Origin of the sequence: Frankia sp. EI5c (assembly GCF_001636565.1) — a bacterium.
Classification (GTDB): domain Bacteria; phylum Actinomycetota; class Actinomycetes; order Frankiales; family Frankiaceae; genus Parafrankia.
On the sequence record NZ_LRTK01000038.1, the window covers coordinates 1 to 19017 of the forward strand.

The 19017-nt window shown below is 64.6% G+C and carries 12 protein-coding genes and 12 pseudogenes; 17 read left to right on the forward strand and 7 right to left on the reverse strand.

The window, feature by feature from the left end; translation table 11 throughout:
• Window positions 1-1298 precede the first annotated feature (1298 nt).
• Window positions 1299-1868, forward strand: a 570-nt coding sequence (locus tag UG55_RS17745; RefSeq protein ID WP_242424690.1) for a 5-formyltetrahydrofolate cyclo-ligase, incomplete at its 3' end; no start/stop codon positions are given.
• A gap of 1 nt (window position 1869) precedes the next feature.
• Window positions 1870-2021: pseudogene (locus tag UG55_RS47500) on the forward strand (5-formyltetrahydrofolate cyclo-ligase); the annotation flags it as partial.
• Window positions 2022-2127: 106 nt separating this feature from the next.
• On the opposite strand, the gene fxlM reads toward UG55_RS47500, so the two are convergent.
• On the reverse strand, window positions 2128-3405 hold the full coding sequence (gene fxlM, locus UG55_RS17750; protein WP_066070304.1) for a methyltransferase, FxLD system: 1278 nt from the start codon (window positions 3403-3405) through the stop codon (window positions 2128-2130).
• A 348-nt stretch (window positions 3406-3753) separates the two neighbouring features.
• Here fxlM and UG55_RS17755 point away from each other — a divergent pair, with 348 nt between their 5' ends.
• Window positions 3754-5022 (forward strand): MFS transporter, encoded by a 1269-nt coding sequence (locus UG55_RS17755; RefSeq protein ID WP_066070307.1) that lies wholly within the window; start codon window positions 3754-3756, stop codon window positions 5020-5022.
• A gap of 139 nt (window positions 5023-5161) precedes the next feature.
• Here the strand turns inward: UG55_RS17755 and dndA are convergent, their stop codons facing one another.
• The gene (gene dndA, locus UG55_RS17760; RefSeq protein ID WP_066070497.1) at window positions 5162-6367 is read right to left on the reverse strand and encodes a cysteine desulfurase DndA; all 1206 of its coding nucleotides are present in this window, start codon (window positions 6365-6367) and stop codon (window positions 5162-5164) included.
• Between the two features lie 103 nt (window positions 6368-6470).
• On the opposite strand from dndA, the gene dndB reads away from it, so the two are divergent.
• The 13 genes and pseudogenes from dndB to UG55_RS47555 form a co-directional block, all read left to right on the forward strand.
• Window positions 6471-7625: a DNA sulfur modification protein DndB gene (gene dndB, locus UG55_RS17765; protein ID WP_083986929.1), complete on the forward strand. Its 1155-nt coding sequence runs from the start codon at window positions 6471-6473 to the stop codon at window positions 7623-7625.
• A partial coding sequence (gene dndC, locus UG55_RS47505) for a DNA phosphorothioation system sulfurtransferase DndC (protein ID WP_396230942.1) occupies window positions 7622-8726 on the forward strand: 1105 nt, incomplete at its 3' end. The genes dndB and dndC, both read left to right, overlap by 4 nt.
• A gap of 1 nt (window position 8727) precedes the next feature.
• Window positions 8728-8945, forward strand: a pseudogene (locus tag UG55_RS47510) (DNA phosphorothioation system sulfurtransferase DndC); the annotation flags it as partial.
• Between the two features lie 47 nt (window positions 8946-8992).
• Window positions 8993-9160: pseudogene (locus UG55_RS47515) on the forward strand (DNA phosphorothioation system sulfurtransferase DndC); the annotation flags it as partial.
• On the forward strand, window positions 9157-9861 hold a 705-nt coding region (locus tag UG55_RS38425; protein ID WP_242424691.1), incomplete at its 3' end, for an AAA family ATPase. The pseudogene UG55_RS47515 and the gene UG55_RS38425, both read left to right, overlap by 4 nt.
• A gap of 1 nt (window position 9862) precedes the next feature.
• Window positions 9863-10145, forward strand: a pseudogene (locus tag UG55_RS47520) (DNA sulfur modification protein DndD); the annotation flags it as partial.
• Window position 10146: 1 nt separating this feature from the next.
• Window positions 10147-11130: pseudogene (gene dndD / locus UG55_RS47525) on the forward strand (DNA sulfur modification protein DndD); the annotation flags it as partial.
• 8 nt (window positions 11131-11138) lie between these two features.
• The gene (gene dndE, locus UG55_RS47530; RefSeq protein ID WP_083986930.1) at window positions 11139-11531 is read left to right on the forward strand and encodes a DNA sulfur modification protein DndE; all 393 of its coding nucleotides are present in this window, start codon (window positions 11139-11141) and stop codon (window positions 11529-11531) included.
• On the forward strand, window positions 11528-11658 hold a 131-nt coding region (locus UG55_RS47535; protein WP_396230944.1), incomplete at its 3' end, for a hypothetical protein. The genes dndE and UG55_RS47535, both read left to right, overlap by 4 nt.
• A 1-nt stretch (window position 11659) precedes the next feature.
• Window positions 11660-11755 (forward strand): annotated as a pseudogene (locus UG55_RS47540) (hypothetical protein); the annotation flags it as partial.
• Between the two features lies 1 nt (window position 11756).
• Window positions 11757-12490, forward strand: a pseudogene (locus tag UG55_RS47545) (DNA phosphorothioation-associated putative methyltransferase); the annotation flags it as partial.
• Between the two features lies 1 nt (window position 12491).
• A pseudogene (locus tag UG55_RS47550) lies at window positions 12492-12671 on the forward strand (SAM-dependent methyltransferase); the annotation flags it as partial.
• Between the two features lies 1 nt (window position 12672).
• Window positions 12673-13000 (forward strand): annotated as a pseudogene (locus UG55_RS47555) (SAM-dependent methyltransferase); the annotation flags it as partial.
• A gap of 147 nt (window positions 13001-13147) precedes the next feature.
• Here the strand turns inward: UG55_RS47555 and UG55_RS17780 are convergent.
• Together UG55_RS17780 and UG55_RS17790 are read right to left on the reverse strand one after the other, a co-directional pair.
• Window positions 13148-14923: an ATP-binding protein gene (locus UG55_RS17780; protein ID WP_083986932.1), complete on the reverse strand. Its 1776-nt coding sequence runs from the start codon at window positions 14921-14923 to the stop codon at window positions 13148-13150.
• 434 nt (window positions 14924-15357) lie between these two features.
• Window positions 15358-15834 carry a hypothetical protein gene (locus tag UG55_RS17790; RefSeq protein WP_066070319.1) on the reverse strand — a complete coding sequence of 159 codons (477 nt, stop codon included), beginning with the start codon at window positions 15832-15834 and terminating at the stop codon, window positions 15358-15360.
• Window positions 15835-16837: 1003 nt separating this feature from the next.
• Here UG55_RS17790 and UG55_RS28660 point away from each other — a divergent pair.
• Window positions 16838-16965, forward strand: a pseudogene (locus tag UG55_RS28660) (transposase); the annotation flags it as partial.
• Between the two features lie 186 nt (window positions 16966-17151).
• On the opposite strand, the gene UG55_RS47560 reads toward UG55_RS28660, so the two are convergent.
• From UG55_RS47560 to UG55_RS47570, 3 genes and pseudogenes are all read right to left on the reverse strand, one after another.
• Window positions 17152-17558 (reverse strand): hypothetical protein (locus UG55_RS47560; RefSeq protein ID WP_396230943.1); only part of this gene is annotated, 407 nt, incomplete at its 5' end.
• Window position 17559: 1 nt separating this feature from the next.
• Window positions 17560-18144 (reverse strand): annotated as a pseudogene (locus tag UG55_RS47565) (DGQHR domain-containing protein); the annotation flags it as partial.
• Window position 18145: 1 nt separating this feature from the next.
• Window positions 18146-18429 (reverse strand): annotated as a pseudogene (locus UG55_RS47570) (DNA sulfur modification protein DndB); the annotation flags it as partial.
• Window positions 18430-19017: the final 588 nt, after the last annotated feature.

A 19017-nucleotide genomic window follows, 5' to 3' on the forward strand; every position in this document is an offset into this window, starting at 1 on the left:
CCCGGCACCGCGCCCCGGGTCGACCTGCACTTTCCCACGTCACGGGTGCGCCGGTTGACGCCGCAGACTCTGGCCCTGCTCGCCGGCGTCTACGGAACCGACGTCCATGCCCTGGTCGATCTCGATGACCACGAGCGTCTCGATCCCTCGGATCGGCTTCTTCTTAACAGCGTGGGTACCGCGGGGCCGGCCCCATCTGATCGCGCGAGCGCGGCGCGGAGCGTGGCCGCTCCAGTGGCCCCAGCCCAGCCCGCTGCTGGTGGATCACAAGCGCGCCGGCGGCCCGCCGTGCTCGCTGATCCTGCGGCCTGGCCGACTGTCGCGGCGCTGGGACCGGACGGGTCTGTCGAGGAACGCCTTGGCTACGTCCGCGACCAGCCCCGATCCGTGGATCTGGTGACCGTCGCGCTTCTGCGGCAGCGGGTCGAAGACCTCGACGTGCAGTACGACCGCACGCCTGCGACAGCTCTGCTCCCGGAGGCGAGCCAGCTACTCACCCTGGCCAGCTACCTGCGCTCCCAGGCGCCGTCCGCGCGGGTGCAACGGGAGCTGCTGACGGTGGAGGCCGAGGCGGCGATCCTGATGGGACAGCTCGTGTGGGACGCCTCCCAGCGCCGTGACCATCACCAGGCCCGCGCCTATCTGGATCGAGCCGCCGACGCTGGCCGGGAGCTACGCAACCCGATCGCGGAAGGACTCGCGCTGCTGCGCTCGACGATCGTCGCGCTGCACGGCGAGCAGGACCCGGAGGCGGCGCTGGAGCTCGCCCAGCGCTGCATGGCGGTGACCGAAGGCTCCAGCGACGTGCTCGCCGGCCTGGCCACTCTGCACGCCGCCGAGGCGTACGCGATGCAGCGCAGCCCGTCCGAATGCGAACAGCTACTCGGCCAGGCCGACAGGCTCCTCGGCACCGTTGACGCCGCGGACGAGGCGAGCTACCTGTACTCGCCCGGCCATATCCCGCGTATGGCCGGCTCCTGCTACCTGTTCCTCGGCCAGCCCAAGACGGCCGAGCGCCTGCTCGAACGCGTCATCTCCCACCCCCACAGCCCGGCGAAAGCCGACGCGATCGTTCTGGGGAACCTCGCTCTCGCCCAGATCCGGCAACGCAAACCAGACGAGGCCGGACACGCGTTCAGCCAGGCTCTCGACGTGGTCGCCCGCACCTGGGGCGGCGNGGGCATCGCGATGGCGTTCACGATCGGCCGGGAACTCCAGCCCTGGCGCCACGTCCCGACCGTCCGCGACGCCTGCGACCGTCTCCTCGACGTCATGGCACCCGCAGGCCAGGCAGCCCGATGAACCTCGACGTCCACGAAGCCAAACAGCGCGTCCGCGAACGGATCTGGACCCTGCTGGAGCGCGAACACGCCGCTCCGCCCGATGTCCACGGCTACATCCCCACGTTCGTCGGCGCGGACGAAGCCGCCGCACGACTCGCCGCCCTACCCGCGTGGGCCTCGGCGCGGATCGTCAAGGCCGTTCCCGACCGGGCCCAGCAACCCGTCCGCGCCCGCGCCCTGCGCGACGGCAAGACCGTCTACATGGCGGTCCCGAGACTGGCCGAACCGCTGCCCTTCTACCACCTCGACCCGGCCACCCTCCCTATACCGCCAGACCAGGCCGCCGACCGACACCTCGCCGCCACCCTCGCCCGCCAGGTCGGCGTGCAGGACATGCAGCCCGTTGACCTCATCGTCTGTGGCAGCGTCGCGGTCAACCCGCACGGCGTACGCCTCGGGAAAGGCGCCGGCTACTCCGACATCGAGTTCGCGCTCCTCCAGGAAGCCGGGCTCATCCGTCCCACCACCACCGTCGTCACGACCGTTCACGACCTTCAGGTCGTCGAGGACGATCTTCCAGAATCCNGCTGGGACTTCAGCGTCGACCTCATCGTCACCCCCACCCGGACCATCACCTGCGGCCCGGCCCGCCGGCCTGCCGGCCTGTATTGGGACGACCTGGACGACGCCACCATCGGCAAGATTCCCATCCTCGCCGCCCTGCGACGCCATGGGTAAGTGGCGCCACTCGTCGACCCGAGGCGCGTGGCCCTCATGCGCATCGTCCAGGAGAACATGGCTCCGGGCCTGCACAAGATGGCGTCGCACAGGCCCACTAACCTAATTAGCTCGGCGCCGGGCGGGAGCCGTGGTAGGTCGCGTCCGGGTCCGCTGGATGTGGCCAGGTGATGGTGATGCGGGCGTGGGCTCGGTCGAGGGTCCGGCCCGGTGGCAGAACGTGGTCCGGGGTTTCGGCGGGGTGGGCGGTGATGCGGGGGTCGGGTCCGTTGCGGTGGTCGCGTTCCCAGATGCGGACCTGGTCGGCGAGGTCCTCGGCGAGGGCGGTGGCGTCGGGGCCGACGGCGTGGGCGCGGAACTCGTATAGCGATTCGGCGATCTTCGGGCAGGTCAGATAGGCGAGGCTGGCGCCGTGGACGACGGCGTCGCCGGGCGGCTTGCCCTCAGGCGCGAGGGACTCCGTCGCCGCGTCCTTCGCGACGTCGATCTGGCAGTAGCCGTCGAACACGGTCGCGAGCCAGAGTTTGAGCGTGGCGAACGAGGTCATCGGCGGGAGCCGCACCCCGGTCCAGGTATCGACGCGAGGGGTGTCGAGGATGCCGTCGAACAGCTCGGGTTTGGCCGGGTAGTTGCCGTCGAACCGCAGGGCGATCTCGTCGCCGCGCAGCGCGAGGCGCTCCATCGGGCTCGCGCCGGCGCCCTGCATCCGTACGAAGCCGCACATCTGCGTCTCGCGGCTGACCAGCCGGTTGCCCTGCCGCTCGAAGGCGACCCCGCGGCCGAGACCGCGCAGCCGGAGCGGGACGACGAGCCGGCCACCCTCGACCAGCTGGTCGACCCACGCCGGTGCCAGGTCCACGGCCTGCGCCGTGACAATGATCGCGTCGAACGGGGCGTGCTCGGCCGCGCCGTCCCAGCCATCGCCAGTCAGGACCCGGACCCGGTCGTAGCCCGTCGCGGCCAGGAAGCCAGCGGCTCGGTCGGTGATGTCCGGGTCGATGTCGACCGTGGTCACCTCGCCCGTCGGACCGACCAGCTCGGCGAGAAGAGCCGCGTTGTACCCGCCCGAGCCGACTTCGAGGCAGCGCATCCCGGCCGCCAACCGTGCCTGCTCGATCATCGTCGCCTGCAACCACGGCGCGGACACCGAACTGATCGCCGTCCCGTCGGCGTCGAACTTCGTCCGCACGACATCGTCGGCGTACGCCGCCTCCAACGACGCCTCAGGCGCAAACAGGTGCCGTGGCACAGCCCGGAACGCCGCCTCCACCTGAGCCGTCCTAATCCACCCACCCGAAAGCAGCCCGTCGACCAGCCGCGCGCGCAGTACGTCCGCTTGCTCCTCGTCGAGGACGCCCGCCGTCTCATCCTGAACCGCATCCACGTGGCCAGCTCCCCTACTTCAGATCGAGATCGTCGGTCGCGGGTTACCCTGCCTGATCGGAGCGGGTCACACATTCCCCGGACGCAGAACATTCCGTTCGCGTCCCAGAGTGGCCCTGACCAGCGACGACGTTCCGAACCTGGCCGACATCTTCGCGCGCCGCACCAGCCGTCAGATCAACTGCCTCATTCGCTGGCGTGGTGGTTTGCACCGCGGCCACCGGGACAGCGGCGCCCGCCCGGCCGGCGCCCTTTGGCCTTGCGGGCGACCACTGCTCTCAAGAATTCTGCGCATTGGGCACCGGCGGCTTCGACCTGGCGGGAACATTGTGAGTGGTACCGTGCGCCGGTGCGGGACCGAGATCGCCGTAATCTGCTTTTCGCCTACGCCGTGAGTGCGGCGGGAAGCGGTATCGGGTCCGGGGCGCTGCCGATCGTCGCGGTCCTCGTCCTGCACGCCTCCGCGTTCGAGGTGTCGTTGCTGTCCGGTCTGGCCGGGCTCACCGCCGCGGCGGTCCTGCTGCCGCTCGGTGCCGGCATCGAACATCGGCGCAAACGACCCGTCATGATCGCGGCGGATCTGGTGCGGTTCGCCGCGCTCGCGAGCGTGCCGGCTGCTGCCGTGCTGGGTCTCCTCACCTACCCGCAACTGGTCGCGGTCGGGGCCATCTGCACGACCGCGTCGATCGCCTTCGGCGCCGCCAGCGGGGCGCACCTGAAAGCGATGACCGATCCGGCGGGGCGTCTGGCGACGAACAGCTGGTTCGAGACCGCCGACTGGATCTCAGATACAGCCGGGCCGCCGGCCGGCGGGCTGCTGATCGGCGGACTGGGGGCCACCGCGACGATGGCCGTCGACGCCGCGTCGTACCTCGGCTCCGCCGTCGGCGTGCGGCGCATCCACGCACGCGAGCCGCCACCGCCCGAGCGCTCCGCCCACTCCGGCATCCGACAGGGATGGCGCTACATCTTCGCCCACCCCGGACTGCGGCCCCTGTTCCTCAACGCGATGCTGTTCGGCGGCCCGGTAATCATGACCATTCCGCTGCTCGCCGTCCTCATCCTCGACGATCTCCGGCTATCCGCGTACGCCTACGGGCTGGCCCTGGGCCTGCCGTGCCTCGGCGGGATCGCCGGCTCCCGCCTCGCGCCGGTACTGGTGCGCAGGTTCGGCCAGCGGCGCGTGCTGCTCGCCGCCGGCGCGGCCCGCGCCCCCTGGATCCTGCTGTACCCGCTTGCATCCCACGGCCTGACCGGACTAGTGATCATCGTGGTCGCAGATACAGCCATGCTGACGTGCGCAGGAGTGTTCAACCCGGTGTTCGCTACGTACCGCATGGAGGTCACCGCCGACGCCTACATGGCCCGCGTCCGCACCGCCTGGGGAATCAGCGCCAAGACGGTGCAGCCACTGTTCGTCCTCACCGGCGGCGGGCTCGCCGCGCTCACCAGCGTCAGGGCCACGCTGCTCATCGCAGGGCTCGCTTGCGCGGCCAGCGTCGCGCTGCTGCCGTACCGGACGCTGTCCAGAGAAGCCACGGCCTCCGCCGGAATCCCCACGGAAGTAAGGCAGGCTCCCCGTAGACATCGGTGGTCGGCCCCCTGGGCACGCCCGTGAACGGAGCTGACGGGTAGCCGTCGCCGTGGCCTTGGTTGCCTACTGGGCACAAAGGCTGGTTACGCCTTCATCACGAGCGACGCCATCGACCGTCACTGTGCAGCGTGGGGGTTCGGCACCGCAGAATCGCGGCAGGGAATTAGCCGATTGCGGTGCCAGTGAGTCGGCGCAAGCGTTCAGCAACGGCTACCCAGTCTACTGAGGGCGTGAGGTGACTCCATGACAACCTGAGGGCTCCGGCAACTCGCTCGTCAGGCAGTCCAGCAGCGGTAAGGACATGGCTGGGTTCGTAGCTTTGCGACGTGCAAGCGGACCCGTTAGATATCGCCACGAGGTCCTTAAGCTCCACTATCGCGGCCTCCGAGTCCACTCCCGGGATGGAGAAGTTGAGTGTATGCGCGGCCATCCGAGCTTGATCGCCGTTGAACGCGATACCGAGAGGCTCTAGAGCCGCCAGTGCCGCCTCCTTCATGGCTTCGCACTGCTGAATACGTTCGCCGTGCTCACGGAGTGCCAGAGAAGCGGCCAAACCGAGTCCGGCGATGAGTGCTACCGGCAGGGTTCCGGGGCGGAGTCCCCGCTCTTGGCCGCCGCCGTAGAATAGTGGTTTGAGCGGGATTCGTCGGTAGCCGCGGCGCCGCGCAACAAGCGCACCGATCCCCTTCGGAGCGAAGATCTTGTGTCCGGATACGCTGAGAAGATCAATCCGGTGGTGACGCAGCGGGTCGATCAGCTTGCCAAATGCCTGCGCCGCATCGACATGAAAGTATGTCTCATGGTCCGCGAGCAGCGCAGCAATCTCGGATATGGGCTGGATTACCCCGGTCTCGTTGTTAGTTGCCATGATGGAAACGAGCAGGGTATCTGGGCGAAGCGATCGGCGGACCTCGTCTGGGTCAACCCAGCCCCCAGGCGTTGGAGGCAGAAGCGTCACCTCGAAGCCGCGTCGGCGCAGCTCCTCAAGCGGCTCCAGCACAGCCTTGTGCTCGATCTGACTGCTGACGATGTGGGTTCGCCGGTTGCGCTCGCCCTCTGGAGCAAGCCCCAAGATCGCTAGATTGTTACTTTCAGTTGCACCGCTAGTGAACACAACCTCGTCCGCCTGGGCGTCGACGACGCGGGCGACCTCCTCACGCGCCCGGTTCACACGGCGCTTCGCTGCTTGGCCGAAGCCATGGGTACGGCTGCCTGCGTTGCCGTACTCGTCCGCCAGGAAGGCCATGACCTCAGCTACGACGCGCGGTTCCACGGGCGTGGTGGCGTTGCAGTCCAGGTAGACCGGTCGCTCGGCGGCGGAGTCAGCTGTGGCGCCGACCAGGCTGTCTGCGGGAGTCGCTACGGTCATGGACACGATCATACGCGCAGGTTCGGACCCATGTTCGGGGGGACACGGGCGTATGTTCGGACTGTCCCTTCCGTACAGACCACTCGTCTGGTAGGTGTAACAGGTGCCACAGGCCAAGGTCAGACACGAGCCGGGGCGCGGTGCGGGCGCGCGCCGCCGTCCCGGCGCCTTCGAGTACGTCTTCCCAGCCATCCGAGGGGTGCAGGCTGGGCGGGAGTACTACGTAACCATGTGTCCACTCCGCCTCATCCCGCGACTCTTCGTGTTCGACGAGGAGGAGCTGCCAGCGGAGATGCGGGCACAACGGACGCTCAACAAGTCTCGGGTGCCGGAGATGGCACGCTATGTCGTCGAGAACCCGAGCAGTTACGTGTTCTCGGCGCTCACCGCGTCCGTCAATGCCGAGGTCCAGTTCGAACCGTTGGCCGTAGACAGCGGCCCAGCGGAGCGTGTCGGAACCCTGACCATCCCGATGTCCGCCAAGTTTGTAATCAACGACGGACAGCACCGCCGCGCGGCGATCCAGCAAGCGCTAATCGCCAGCCCAGAGCTTGGCGACGAAAGTATCGCGATTGTCCTGTTTCTTGACATCGGCCTTGACCGTTGTCAACAGATGTTCGCCGATCTCAATCGCTATGCAATCAGGCCATCCAAGTCGATCGGTGTGCTATATGACCATCGCGACGAGATGTCGATCATCACGAAATTGGCGGTCCTGCGATCCACCTTCTTCGGCGATCTAACCGAAATGGAAACCAGCAACCTGGCCGCACGGTCCCGGAAGCTGTTCACCTTGTCGGCCTTCTACAACGCAAATAAGGCACTGCTTGAGGACGTGGAAACCACGTCCCTGGAGCGACGGGTTGATCTGGCTGCCGAGTACTGGCGGATCGTCGCTGACCAGTTCCCCGAGTGGCGTCAGGTTCGCAACCGTGAAGTCACCGCGGGTGAAATTCGACGCGATTTTATCCACAGCCACGGCATCGTCCTGCACGCGCTCGGCAAGGTCGGAAACGGCTTGCTCCAAGCCAGCCAGGACCCGGCAACATGGGAGCAGCGGCTCCAGAAACTACGCACCATCGATTGGCGTCGCGCCAACTCCACAACTTGGGAGGGCCGCGCCATCCTAGGAGGAAAGGTCAGTAAGAGCGCCGCGAACGTCCTACTGACCACCTCGATAATTCGCGCCTCGCTCGATCTGCCTCTTCTGCCAGAGGAACAGCGCGCTGAGGATGCGTTCGGCAAAGGAGAGACGTGACACGTAGCCTGCCTATCCAAAGGCGTTCCGCCTTCGACGAGGCCGGCTTCGCCGGTACGGTCGATGCACTCGTCGCCCAAACCCAGGAGCTTTACCTGGCCGACGGCGTTCCGTGGGTGGTGGGCTACTCTGGCGGCAAGGACTCCACAGCGGTTCTCCAGCTTGTCTGGATGGCGCTGGCCCAGCTCACTCCGGAACAGCGAACCAAGCCTGTCCACGTGATTAGCACAGACACGCTCGTGGAGAACCCGGTCGTGGCTGCCTGGGTTACCCATTCCTTGGAAATTCTAGCGTCAGCAGCGGCGCAGCAGAACCTACCAATCACCACACACCGGCTTACGCCAGCTATAACAGACACCTTCTGGGTGAACCTCATAGGACGGGGGTACCCTGCCCCGCGTCCGAAGTTTCGCTGGTGCACAGAACGCCTGAAGATTAAGCCATCGAACGCCTTCATACGCGAGATGGTTCGCTCTTACAGCGAAGCGATTCTGGTGCTGGGTACCCGAAAAGCCGAAAGCTCCGGGCGATCGCACCGCATGACCGCCCTTGAATCCCGGCGTGTGCGCGATCTACTCAGCCCAAACGACAACCTGCCAAACTGTCTCGTCTACACGCCGATCGAGAACTGGTCGAACGACGACGTGTGGACTTTCCTGATGCAGCGTTCAAACCCGTGGGGATACTCCAATAAGGACCTTCTGACGATGTATCAGGGTGCGTCGCCTGATGGCGAGTGCCCGCTCGTCGTTGACGCTAGCACCCCAAGCTGCGGTGACAGCCGATTTGGATGCTGGACGTGCACCTTGGTCGACAAGGATAAGTCGATGTCCGCGATGATCCAGAACGACGAAGAAAAGGAGTGGATGCTGCCGCTGCTCGACCTGCGCAATGAGCTTGATGTAGCGGACGACCGGCACCTACGCGATTTTCGCCGCATGAACGGTACAGTTCAGCTCTTCAACGGAAAGCCGATCCCGGGGCCTTACACGCAGGTCGCACGCGAGCGGTGGCTTACCCAGTTGCTAGAAGCCCAGGTGTGGATCCGTGCTAATGGACCGGACTACGTCCGGACTCTCGAACTCATCACTCTCGCCGAACNGGAGGAGATCCGCCGCATTTGGGTGGTCGACAAGCACGAGTTCGAGGACCTCCTACCCCGCATCTACGAGGCCGTAACGGGTGAGGCGTACCCCGGGCGGGAACTTGACGAACACCTGCCCCTCGGGCCAGCCACCGTGGAGATCCTGAAATCGGTCGTAGGAGAGGACCGGATTCACTTCGAACTGGTACGAGAGCTGCTCGACATTGAGCAGCGTCNCCNTGCCCAAGCGCGCCGTGCTGGACTATTCGAGGAGTTGGAGAANGCCCTTCGGCGCGGATTCTACGACGACGAGGAAGACGCCACGGCCCGAGCGCACCAGCGTAAGTCCGCCTTGGACCGTACACTAGCCGCGGAGACCATCGACGAGCCCGATCCACTCGACCTTGCCGACGGCTACGTCCGCCACGCGGATGCGGAGGCAGCGCAGTGATAATCGATGAACTTGTGCTGGAAAACGTCGGGACCTTCGCCGGCAGGCAGTCGATCAAACTCTCGTCGCCATCGACCAAGAAACCCATTACCTTGATCGGTGGACTGAACGGCGCGGGAAAGACCACCATCCTCGAAGCGATTCACCTTGTCCTCTACGGCTCGCTCGCGCAAGTGTCCGGCCGCCGCTCCGGCAGCTACGACAAATATCTTCGGGGATTGATCCATCGCGGCGTGCCGCATACTGTGGGCGCTGCTATCGAAATTAGTTTTCACGCTCGCCAAGAAGGAGTCCAACGCAAATACTGGGTACGGCGGAGCTGGCGGAGCACGGGCGCATCTGTACGAGAGATCCTTCTCGTTTCGGTCGATGGACGTCACGATGCCGCCCTGGCCTCCACGTGGAGTGACCAGATCGAAACTTTTCTGCCGCGCGGTATCGCCGGGTTGTTCTTCTTCGATGGCGAACAGATCGAGGCGCTGGCCGATATGGATCGGTCACGCGAGGTCCTCGACTCTGCTCTCGCGTCCCTGCTTGGTCTCGACCTTGTCGAAAGGCTGAACACCGACCTGGCGGTACTCCGCCGTCGGCATAGGAACCACCAGGTGCCCGATGGGCTTCGCGAGGATGTAGAGGATCGCCGACGCACGGTCACATCGCTTCGGCAAACCGAAGAATCGGCCGTCGCCGCGGCTGGCGCCNTGCGCGTCGAACTGGAGCGTGCTGAGAAGCGGCTCTTCGAAGCCACTGAGCGATACCGGTCTGCGGGTGGCGATCTCCTCGATCGCCGCGATGCTGCCGAAACCAAGGTCGAAATGCTCCGACGTGAGCTATCACGACTCGAAGATGAACTGCGTGAGGAGCTAGCCGGATCGGCGCCGCTTCTACAGCTGATCGGCACGCTGCGTGATCTAGCGGCCCAAGCCGACCTGGAGGTCGAAGCGGGCCGACAGCGGATCATCACGGACACCGTGACCGCACGCGANGCCATCGTACTAGAACAGCTCAGGACAGCCCAGATTCGGAGCACGACGCTCACGAGAATCGAAAAATTCCTCGCTGCCGACCGTGCCGAGCGCGAACGCGCCGCTGCGGCGCCTGTCGTCACAGCACTACAGGACGTCGCTATGATTGAGATTCTCCGGGACTCTACCTTGCCCGGGGCAGAACGGCGTCTACGCGGACTATTGGAACGGCGTGAACAGACGTCCGCAGAGCTCGACCAAGCTGAACGAATCCTCGTAGCGATGCCTGATCCTGAACTCCTGGCCCCCTTGCGTGAGCAACGCGATCGTGCCTCAGCCGACGCAATCCGCAGTAGAGCTGAGTTCGAGCACGCTGAGGAGCGGCTTGCGACGCTTCGCCACGAGCGAGCCCGCGCGGACGCAGCGTACGAAGCTGCCCTTGATAAGGCGGCTCGGGCGAACCTGACCGCCGATGACGGACGACGCCTCGTTGATCACGTAGACAGAGTCCGGATCACCCTCGACCGTCTGCGCGCAACCGCGACGGAGCGACACCTAGACCGTATCTCGCAACTGATCCTGGACGCACTTAGCCGCCTCCTGCGTAAGGACAAGCTAGTCACCGATATCGATATCGACCCAGAGTCCTACACGGTCAGATTGACCGGGCTGGATGGTCGACCGTTGTCATCTCATGAGCTATCCGCAGGTGAACGACAGCTCTTGGCCGTGGCACTGCTGTGGGGTCTGGCTCGGGCCGCCGGCCGGCCGCTTCCGATCATCATCGACACGCCGCTCGGTCGGCTCGATGGGTCTCACCGGGGTCACCTCCTGGAACGGTATTTCCCTGAAGCAAGCCATCAGGTTATCCTTCTATCGACGGACACTGAGGTAGACGAGCTAGCTTACGATCGGATCGCCAAATACGTAGGCCGTTCGTATAGGTTGGAGTTTGACCCCAAAACGAATGCCACGTCTGTCGAGCTCGGCTATTTCTGGGAGTAGCGGCGGCCATGACCATCGAGCACATCCGGCTATCACAGACAGCCCGCGACCAACTCATCACGCTGAAACGCAGAACCGGAATAGCGCATTGGAATGTACTCTGCCGCTGGGCACTGTGTCGTTCTCTCGCCGAGCCTGCACCACCACCCGCGGTGAAGCTCACACTCGATAGCAGTGTTGAGATGACTTGGCGCGTCTTTGCTGGCGATATGGGCGACATATTGTGGGCTCTAGTACGCTATCGCTGTCATCAGGATGGGCTTCCACTTGAAGATGAAACGCTTGCTCAACAGTTCCGTCTTCATCTACACAGGGGCATCGGATATTTGGTTGGTGACGCTCGCGTAACCGACGTCGCTGGTCTCGCTGGTCTCGCGCTTTCTGCTTCTACGTCATCATGACCACGACCGTGGCCCGGCACCGGACCGCTATGACCCGCGTGTCCTTATCCCGGCCCCTTGCCCTGGCACTTTCCGACGAGCTGCTTAATCCAGCCATGTCAGTGTTCGATTATGGCTGTGGCCGCGGNGGCGACATTCGCCATCTACAGACTCTCGGATACGACGTTGAGGGCTGGGATCCGGTTCATAGGCCACAATATCGACAGTGTCGCGCCGACATTGTCNATCTCGGCTATGTGATTAATGTGATCGAGCGCGTTGATGAACGCGCGCAGGCGCTGCGCGCGGCCTGGGACCTAACAGGCGAACTGCTTATCGTTTCCTCTCGACTGACATGGGATGCTCGCGGCCTGGTCGGGCGGCCCTTTGGCGATGGCATTCTAACGAGGAGCGGCACTTTTCAGAAGTTCTATGAACAGACTGAGCTTGCGGACTGGATTGAGCAAACGCTTGCCGTTCGCCCTCTCGCTGCCGCACCAGGGGTCTTCTACGTCTTTCGTGATTCTGGTAAGGCACAAGAGTTCATCGCGACACGCGTATACCGATATCGACCACGCGTTCGTACTGACCCACACGCGGTTTACGAGCAGCATTGTGATACCCTCGCGCCGCTGCTCGGCTTTTTGAGTGACCATGCACGTACTCCGCGGGCAGGAGAGCTGAGCGCCGAGCACGAGCGCTGTATCCGGGAGGCGCTCGGCGGTATCGGTCAGGGTGTTCGGCTGATCCGGCAGGTCACGCCGGATGCGCATTGGGACCGAGTGAGGATCCAGCGGCGTGCTGAGCTGCTGGTCTACATTGCCCTTTCTCGGTTCCGCCGCCGGCCCCGCTTCAACGAGCTCGGGCATACCTTGGCGGCGGATATCCGCGCGCTCTTCGGTAGCTACCAGGCCGCCTGTAAGCAGGCAGATCGCCTGCTGCGGGCGTGCGGTAGCCCGGCGGTGATCCTCGTGACTGCCNGTAGCTCACCGGTCGGTAAGCAGACTCCAACCGCGTTGTACGTCCATCGCTCGGCCATGGCTGAACTGCCGCCGGTGCTCCAGGTATACGAGGGGTGCGCCCGCGCGTTGACGGGAACGGTGGAGGGGGCGAACATGGTAAAGCTTTCGGTCGTAGAACCGCAAATCTCCTATCTCACCTNCCCTCGGTTTGATCGTGATGCACACCCGACATTAGCCGCGGCGGTCACGGTCAATCTGCGTAGGTTGAGCGTCGACTGGCGCGACTATAGCCGGTCGAGCAACCCGCCGCTGCTACATCGCAAGGAGGAGTTCATTGGGCGTGAGGATTCGCGCCGTAATCTATACTCCAGGCTGACCCGGGCCGAGATTCGTGCTGGGTTGTATGAGCATCCGGAGCGCATTGGTACGCTGCGAGGCTGGCAAGCCACCCTCGCGGCGGCGCAGGTGGAAACACGTGGGCATCGGCTCCTGCGCCGTACCGCTCCATCGCCTGAACCTGCCCAATGATGCCGGCGCCGGCATCGCGCCTTCCTGGTGCAGTCGGTATCGTGTCGGTGCGTGTGGTGCAGCCGTGTGCGGATGCACTGATTTGTGACTATGCGAATGATCGTGGCTGCGGTGAGGGGCGTTTACCCTTCACCGCAGCCAGGATGATCAGTCTTCCTTGATAACCTCGTTGATGTAGGATCGGGCGAACGTGCCCCAATAGGTTCGTAGGTCATCGAACTGAGCGGCGTCCGTGTGCAAGTTCTCTGCCTTGGCGTAGGCGAGAATCAACGCGTCGATACCTGCTTCCGCGTTGCGCAGTAGCCCTAGGAGTTCCTCGTCGGTACTGTTCGTCGTGCCGGAGGCCGCTGCCTTGATGGGTCCGTAGACCTTTTTCCAGAACGGATGCCGGTGGTTGATCTTCACGATCGCTTTTCCGTTGAGGTGCACGATTTCGAACAGCTCGGAACCCGACCATGCAGCATCCACCATCGTTATTGGTTTTTCCTCGATCTCCTGCTGGACGCGCGCGGCGGTGTCCACATCGTCGCCGCCCGAGTCAAGTTGAAGATCGTCGAGGACGTCCCTGATGTACTGCTGCTCCTGCTCCGGGGAGACGTCCTTGCCCGCCTGACCGGGCGGGCTAGTTTGCTCCACGCGAGCCACGGCGGCGGTGACTGACTCGTGAGCCTGCGCTTCGGCACGCTCCCTGGTCTCGACGTCACTCCAATGCCTACGGATCTGGCTGCGGGCGTGCCGCACCGGGCGGTCGAGCCACTTGCGGAGCTCCTCGCGGAGCTTCATCACCGGGACGGCGCCTCGCTTGACGTTGCGCACTTGGAAGAACTCGTCGAGTTCGGCCGGGAACTGGACTTCGATACCGATGTACCGATCGATCTTATCGACGCCGGCCGGAAGGAGCTTAGCCACGATATCGTAGTTGATCTCGCGGCCGTTGCGAACCATGCTGATCTTACCGGCGCTCTCGGCGATATGATAGTCGCGGATCGGCCGCCCTTTGTAGTCATGAGTTCCACCGCTTCCAGACTTGGGACGGAACTCCTCCGGGGCCAGGCTGACCGTGACGTGGATCCTCTGACCAGGGCGTATCTCGATGTCTGCTTGCTCGATGATGGTCCCTCGTACGTCGAGCGGCTTGTACTGCTTGATGATGCGGGGGTTGTCGAGCAGGAACAGGGGGTCGAGCAGGGTGACCGGTGTGCCGGCTAGCTCGATGGTCCGGCCCTTGTCGAGGTAGTACCGGTAGGTGCGCGCGATGAAGGTGCGCAACTCGCTGATCTTCTCGTCAAGCGCGGTGGCGTAGTGGCCGCCGCTGGTCAGCCGGTCGATGTTGCCGTAGATGACCAGCGTGCCGGAGGAAAACGGGTTCCCTTGAGCATCGGCCATGAGGCGGGCGTAGGTGCTGGGCCAGTCCTCGACGGACTCGGCGATGATGTGCTTCTGCGTACCGTTCTTGATCTCATCAAGGTCGATGTAGGCGTGCCAGATGCGGTCATCGATCCGACGCGTTGAGTAGACGTCGATCCGACGCCCGAGGCTCAGACCGGCGAGCTTCATGCCGACTCCGAATCGGCCGAGTCCGCTGCGCTGGCCGTAACGGGTGCTGTAGCCCATCGAGAGCACGTGAGCCATGTTGTCGGGATCGATGCCGGCCCCGTCGTCGGCAACGGCGATCGCGTCGACGGACTGGTTGTTGGCACCGTAAGTAGGCTCGACCCGGATGATGCGGGCGTTGGCCTCAAGGCTGTTGTCGACCGGTTCGCCGACGGCGGCGGTGAGGTCGTAGCCGCTGTCGCGCATCGACTCCAGGGCGGTATCAACCTGGATGAGGTCCGCGTGGGTAGCGTCGCCACCTACCTGGGCCCTGGTCGGGGCGGGCGGAGTAGCAGTATCGGGGGACTGGAAGAGCGGGCTGCTGGCCATCGCGGTAGATCTCCTTGCTCGTGTCGAGACGCGGTGTCTCCGTCTCGGTGGTGGTGGCTATCGATGCGTTCGCGCCGCAGGACGGGTGCCAGGCAGGCGAAGTCGTGCGTTGGCGACTCCGCGGCAGAAGGGGCAGGACCGTGCTTCCCCGGATGGCGCCGCGGGATGGATCAGGTTCGAGGTGAAGCCCTTCGTGTTGTGGAAGTGGGCGCACTCGATGACGAATGCCTGCTCACGCGTGTGATGGACGTCGAAGGTGAAGAAGTCCCCTCGGTTCGCCTCAGCGTGTTGGATGAGGCGACGGCGAAGGTCCGTGTCGCTGCGACCGATGTAGGTCACCGCGTCGTCGCGGTGCAGTTGATAGGTCCCGATCCGCCGGGGTGGGATCACCTCGCGGATCAGCCAGGGCCGTAGCCGTAGGAGCCGAAGGGCGCTCACGCCGTTGCCTGCAACACCGGCAGAAATGACCTGGCCTTGCGGCGGACGCGTGAGATCCTCTCGCGCATGCGCTGCTCGGAGATGCCGTAGTCGGTGGCCAGTGCGTCGGCTTCGTCGCCGGCGACGAGCCGGCGTAGCAACGCCTGGTCCGCGACTGGCAATGGGGCGCGGTCGATCCAGTCGGCATACTCCACGTCGAGGTAGCCGGGGTCGGCGCAGCCGGAGTAGTCCTGGCCAGCAGCCACATCCTGCTCCAGGGAGTAGATCGCCGCGGTCGCCCTGCGCTCCTTGAGGACCTTGCCGGCGTTAGCCAGGGCGCTACGGACCTGGAACGGTGGTGGCGACGATTTCGCCCGATTCCGGACGATTTCGTCGAGGGCGCGGTCGATACGCTCCAGCTCGAATATGTCGTGTGCCTGGACAGCTCGGCGCTGTAGGCCGAGCATGGCGGACTCCGCCTCAGAACTGAACATTGCTGTCTCCTGACTGACTGCGGCTCCCATGTGGTGAGACGCGGCCGTGCGACGGAAAACATGAAGTTATGACCGGAATCCTACCCGGGCTGGACGCCTTGCCGTCAGCGGGCCGAAGCGGGGTCCGCCTTGGCCGACGTGGGCTTGCACTCCGGTANGGGGGCCGACCACCGGGATCGTTGCAGGGGGCGGACCTCGTGGACGGTGAGCGGGATCAGCCCGTCGGCGGGGCTGATGTCGTGGGCTCGCGCGGTGGTGACGGCGAGGAAGGCGAAGGCGAGCATCGCGGGCGGGGCCCAGCGGTGCCAGGAGGTCCAGGTCCAGCCCCGGTGTCCGTCGAGGGCGGCGAGTTCCTTGTGTTCTGGAAGTCGTCCCCGACGGCCCAGCGAATCCCAGCGAGGGGACGTAGGCGGTCAGTGGGACGGGNGTCNGGCTGTNGGCGCGGCAGAAGGCGTACTCGCCGGTACGGATATTGCCGCGGATCAGTAGGTGGTGCTGTCCGGTGAGGTCCTGGTCGGTGGTGGCGACGAGCGCCCAGTCATAGAGCCGCTCGCCCTTGACGCCGATCCCGGCCGAGATCCTGGTCCAGGCTCGTTCGGGCAGGGTGACTGTGACGGCGAGATCGATCGCCTTCTTTCCGGCCCTGGTGTCGATCTGGTAGGTCTTCGCGACGGCGAGGACGTAGCCGAGCCGCCGGTTCGCGAGCGCGCAGGGCGGGATCGTTGCCGTAGACCTCGTCACCGGTGGCCCAGGGGCGGCCGGGACGCCGGCGTCGAGCGCTTCTTCGATCATCTGGCAGGCGAGCGTGGGCTCGGTCTAGGAGTGCACTGAAGATCTTGCTTCGACGACCTGATTTGCCCAACTTTGTACCCAAAAGGGAGTCGGGGCGAATGGGTGAAAAGCGGGCAGGCTTTCAAGATTTTCAGGAGTCTTCTAGAACGCCAGGTTCTCGGACACGGCTGCGGGCTGGCACCGCTGCGGGTCTGACATCCACGCCCGCGCGGCGGTCTTTGTCGTCGACGAGACGGCGACCTCAAGAAGGGCAGGATGACCGTCGATGTCCAACGGCAGTACACCGTCACGGCTGGCCGTGACGAGAACGCGCAGGTCGCGGTGTATCTGACCTATGCCATGCCGGCCGGCACGCCTTCCTCGACAACATGCCGCGGATGGCCCAGCAGACGTGCAGTTCGACATGGCCCGCTCTGCCAGTGGTCAGCTGACCCCCTGTCGGGCATAGCAGCCGGGCCCTGGCCGAACTNGGTCTGGCCTCGTCGTCGTCCGGGGACCGTCCCTCGCCACGGCTGGCAGCAGATGTCAGGCAATGGGGTCAGGGAGCTCGTAGTCGTCCATGCCGCGGTAGTGGGCAACCCTCGCACGCGCCCTCTCCCGAATCTCTGGGGTGTTCCCTTCGCGGCCGATCAGGTAAGCAATCAGTTCCGCAGTGACCTCGAAGTTCTCCGAGCGGGCGGTGATGCGGCTGCCTCCCGAGACGATGACGTTCTCCCAGAGTCCATCCTTAATGTGCCAGGGCAGCTTGTTCAGGCGGCTGATCGCGAGGTCGCGCGGGGTACCGCGCTCCGCCGCCTTGATCACGGCCTTGAAGATGACCATGTGCATGGCGGGCTTCAGGAGGAGTCCCCACTCGGAGTGGTCCGCGCGGATCTGTGGGACGTTGTTGGGGTCCGCCTGGATTGTCTTGAACGCTTCGACTCCGTTCAACANGGCGGTCCACCAGTCGCTGGCTATGTCGAGGGCCTCGGCCAGCAGGCTGTCGTCGGGCCGCTGGCTTTTCTCGTCGAAGTCCTTGCCCTTGTGCTTCAGGATGTCCATTACTGTGTCGTGGACCGCGGAGAGCGTCGTCCAGTGCGCGCTGCGCTCGCTGATCGTCGTCGACCTCCAGTTGACGATCGGCTCGTACTTGCCCTCTCTCGTCTCGCGTTGCTGGCCTAGGACTGCGCCCTCCTCTATGAGACGCCGGGCGATTATGGCGTGGCCGTCGTCCTCGTTGATAATGATGTTGTCACTACGGCCCACGGGCTTGGCCGTCTTGTTAATCTTGTTGAAGATTCTCCGGGTCGTCTCAGTGCTCTCGTGTTCGATAAAGATGATCACGAGTTCGTCGTTCGGAACCTCGGTGACGTAGGGCCCGGCGACCTCCTCTTCCTTATCATTCTCCTTCTGGATCACTGAGCGCAGGGCGGCGAAGCGGTGCTGACCGTCAAGAACGATCATTTCGCCGCCGTCAATAGTGAGCGTCCCGACCTGAACGAGCGTCTTGCGGTAGGTCGCGGGGACGTCCTTCTGAAGNAACTGAGCGGCCGACTCGTACTCAAAGGTTTCCGGGGCTTCAACCAGGACGAGGAGTGACCCGAAGAAGCGATCCGCGAAGTTCGCCAGGTAGGGGACGATCTCGTCACGCACACGCTTCTTGTTCAGCTCTCGCTGGATGCGCTCCTCCAGGCCCTTGTCGGCCCAGTCGTCCCGCTCACTGGCCGGCCGGGCGACAGCGATGAGTTCCTTCGCGCGCATCTTCGTCTGGTAGTACGAGATAGTTCCCATCTGCCCTTTCAGGGCGGGAACGGTGATGGCCATACGGTGCAGTTCCTTTCGGGGATACAGGAGACCTAGAGCCTTCAGGAGGTGAAGCGGATCACGTTGCACAGTGGTTGCAGGCTGCGCACCAGCTCGCGTTCGTGCACGACCGCGGCCATCNGGTCGCAGCAAATCCAGCTGAACTTGGTCTCGCCGAGCGGCTTCCGGAGCGCTGTCCTCAGGGCACGGTTGTGGGTGGTCCAGTAGTGCTGCTGGTAGCGGGCCTGGAGGTCCTGCGCGCGCCCGATGTAGAGAAAGCCTCGTAGGTCGTGCAGCAGGTAGAGGCCGCTGCCGTCGGGCACCAGCAGGGTCCATCCCTGCCGGTAGGGCACGGTTCCGCTGAACTCAAGCGCGGGTGGCCGGTTCACGACCTCCTCGCGCCACGCTTGCCAGCCGTCGGGTGCCTTGGCCGTGGTCGGGCGACCCCCCGCGATCATCCTTCTCCTCCCGGTGCGCCGCATCCGACCGAGGTCCTCGACGCCCATCCACTTCCGTCGGCCCTGCACCGACACGACAGATGTTTGCGCAAACAGATTGACATGTCAAAGCAGACACGGTCGATGTACGCACAGCCGACAGCGCCGGCAT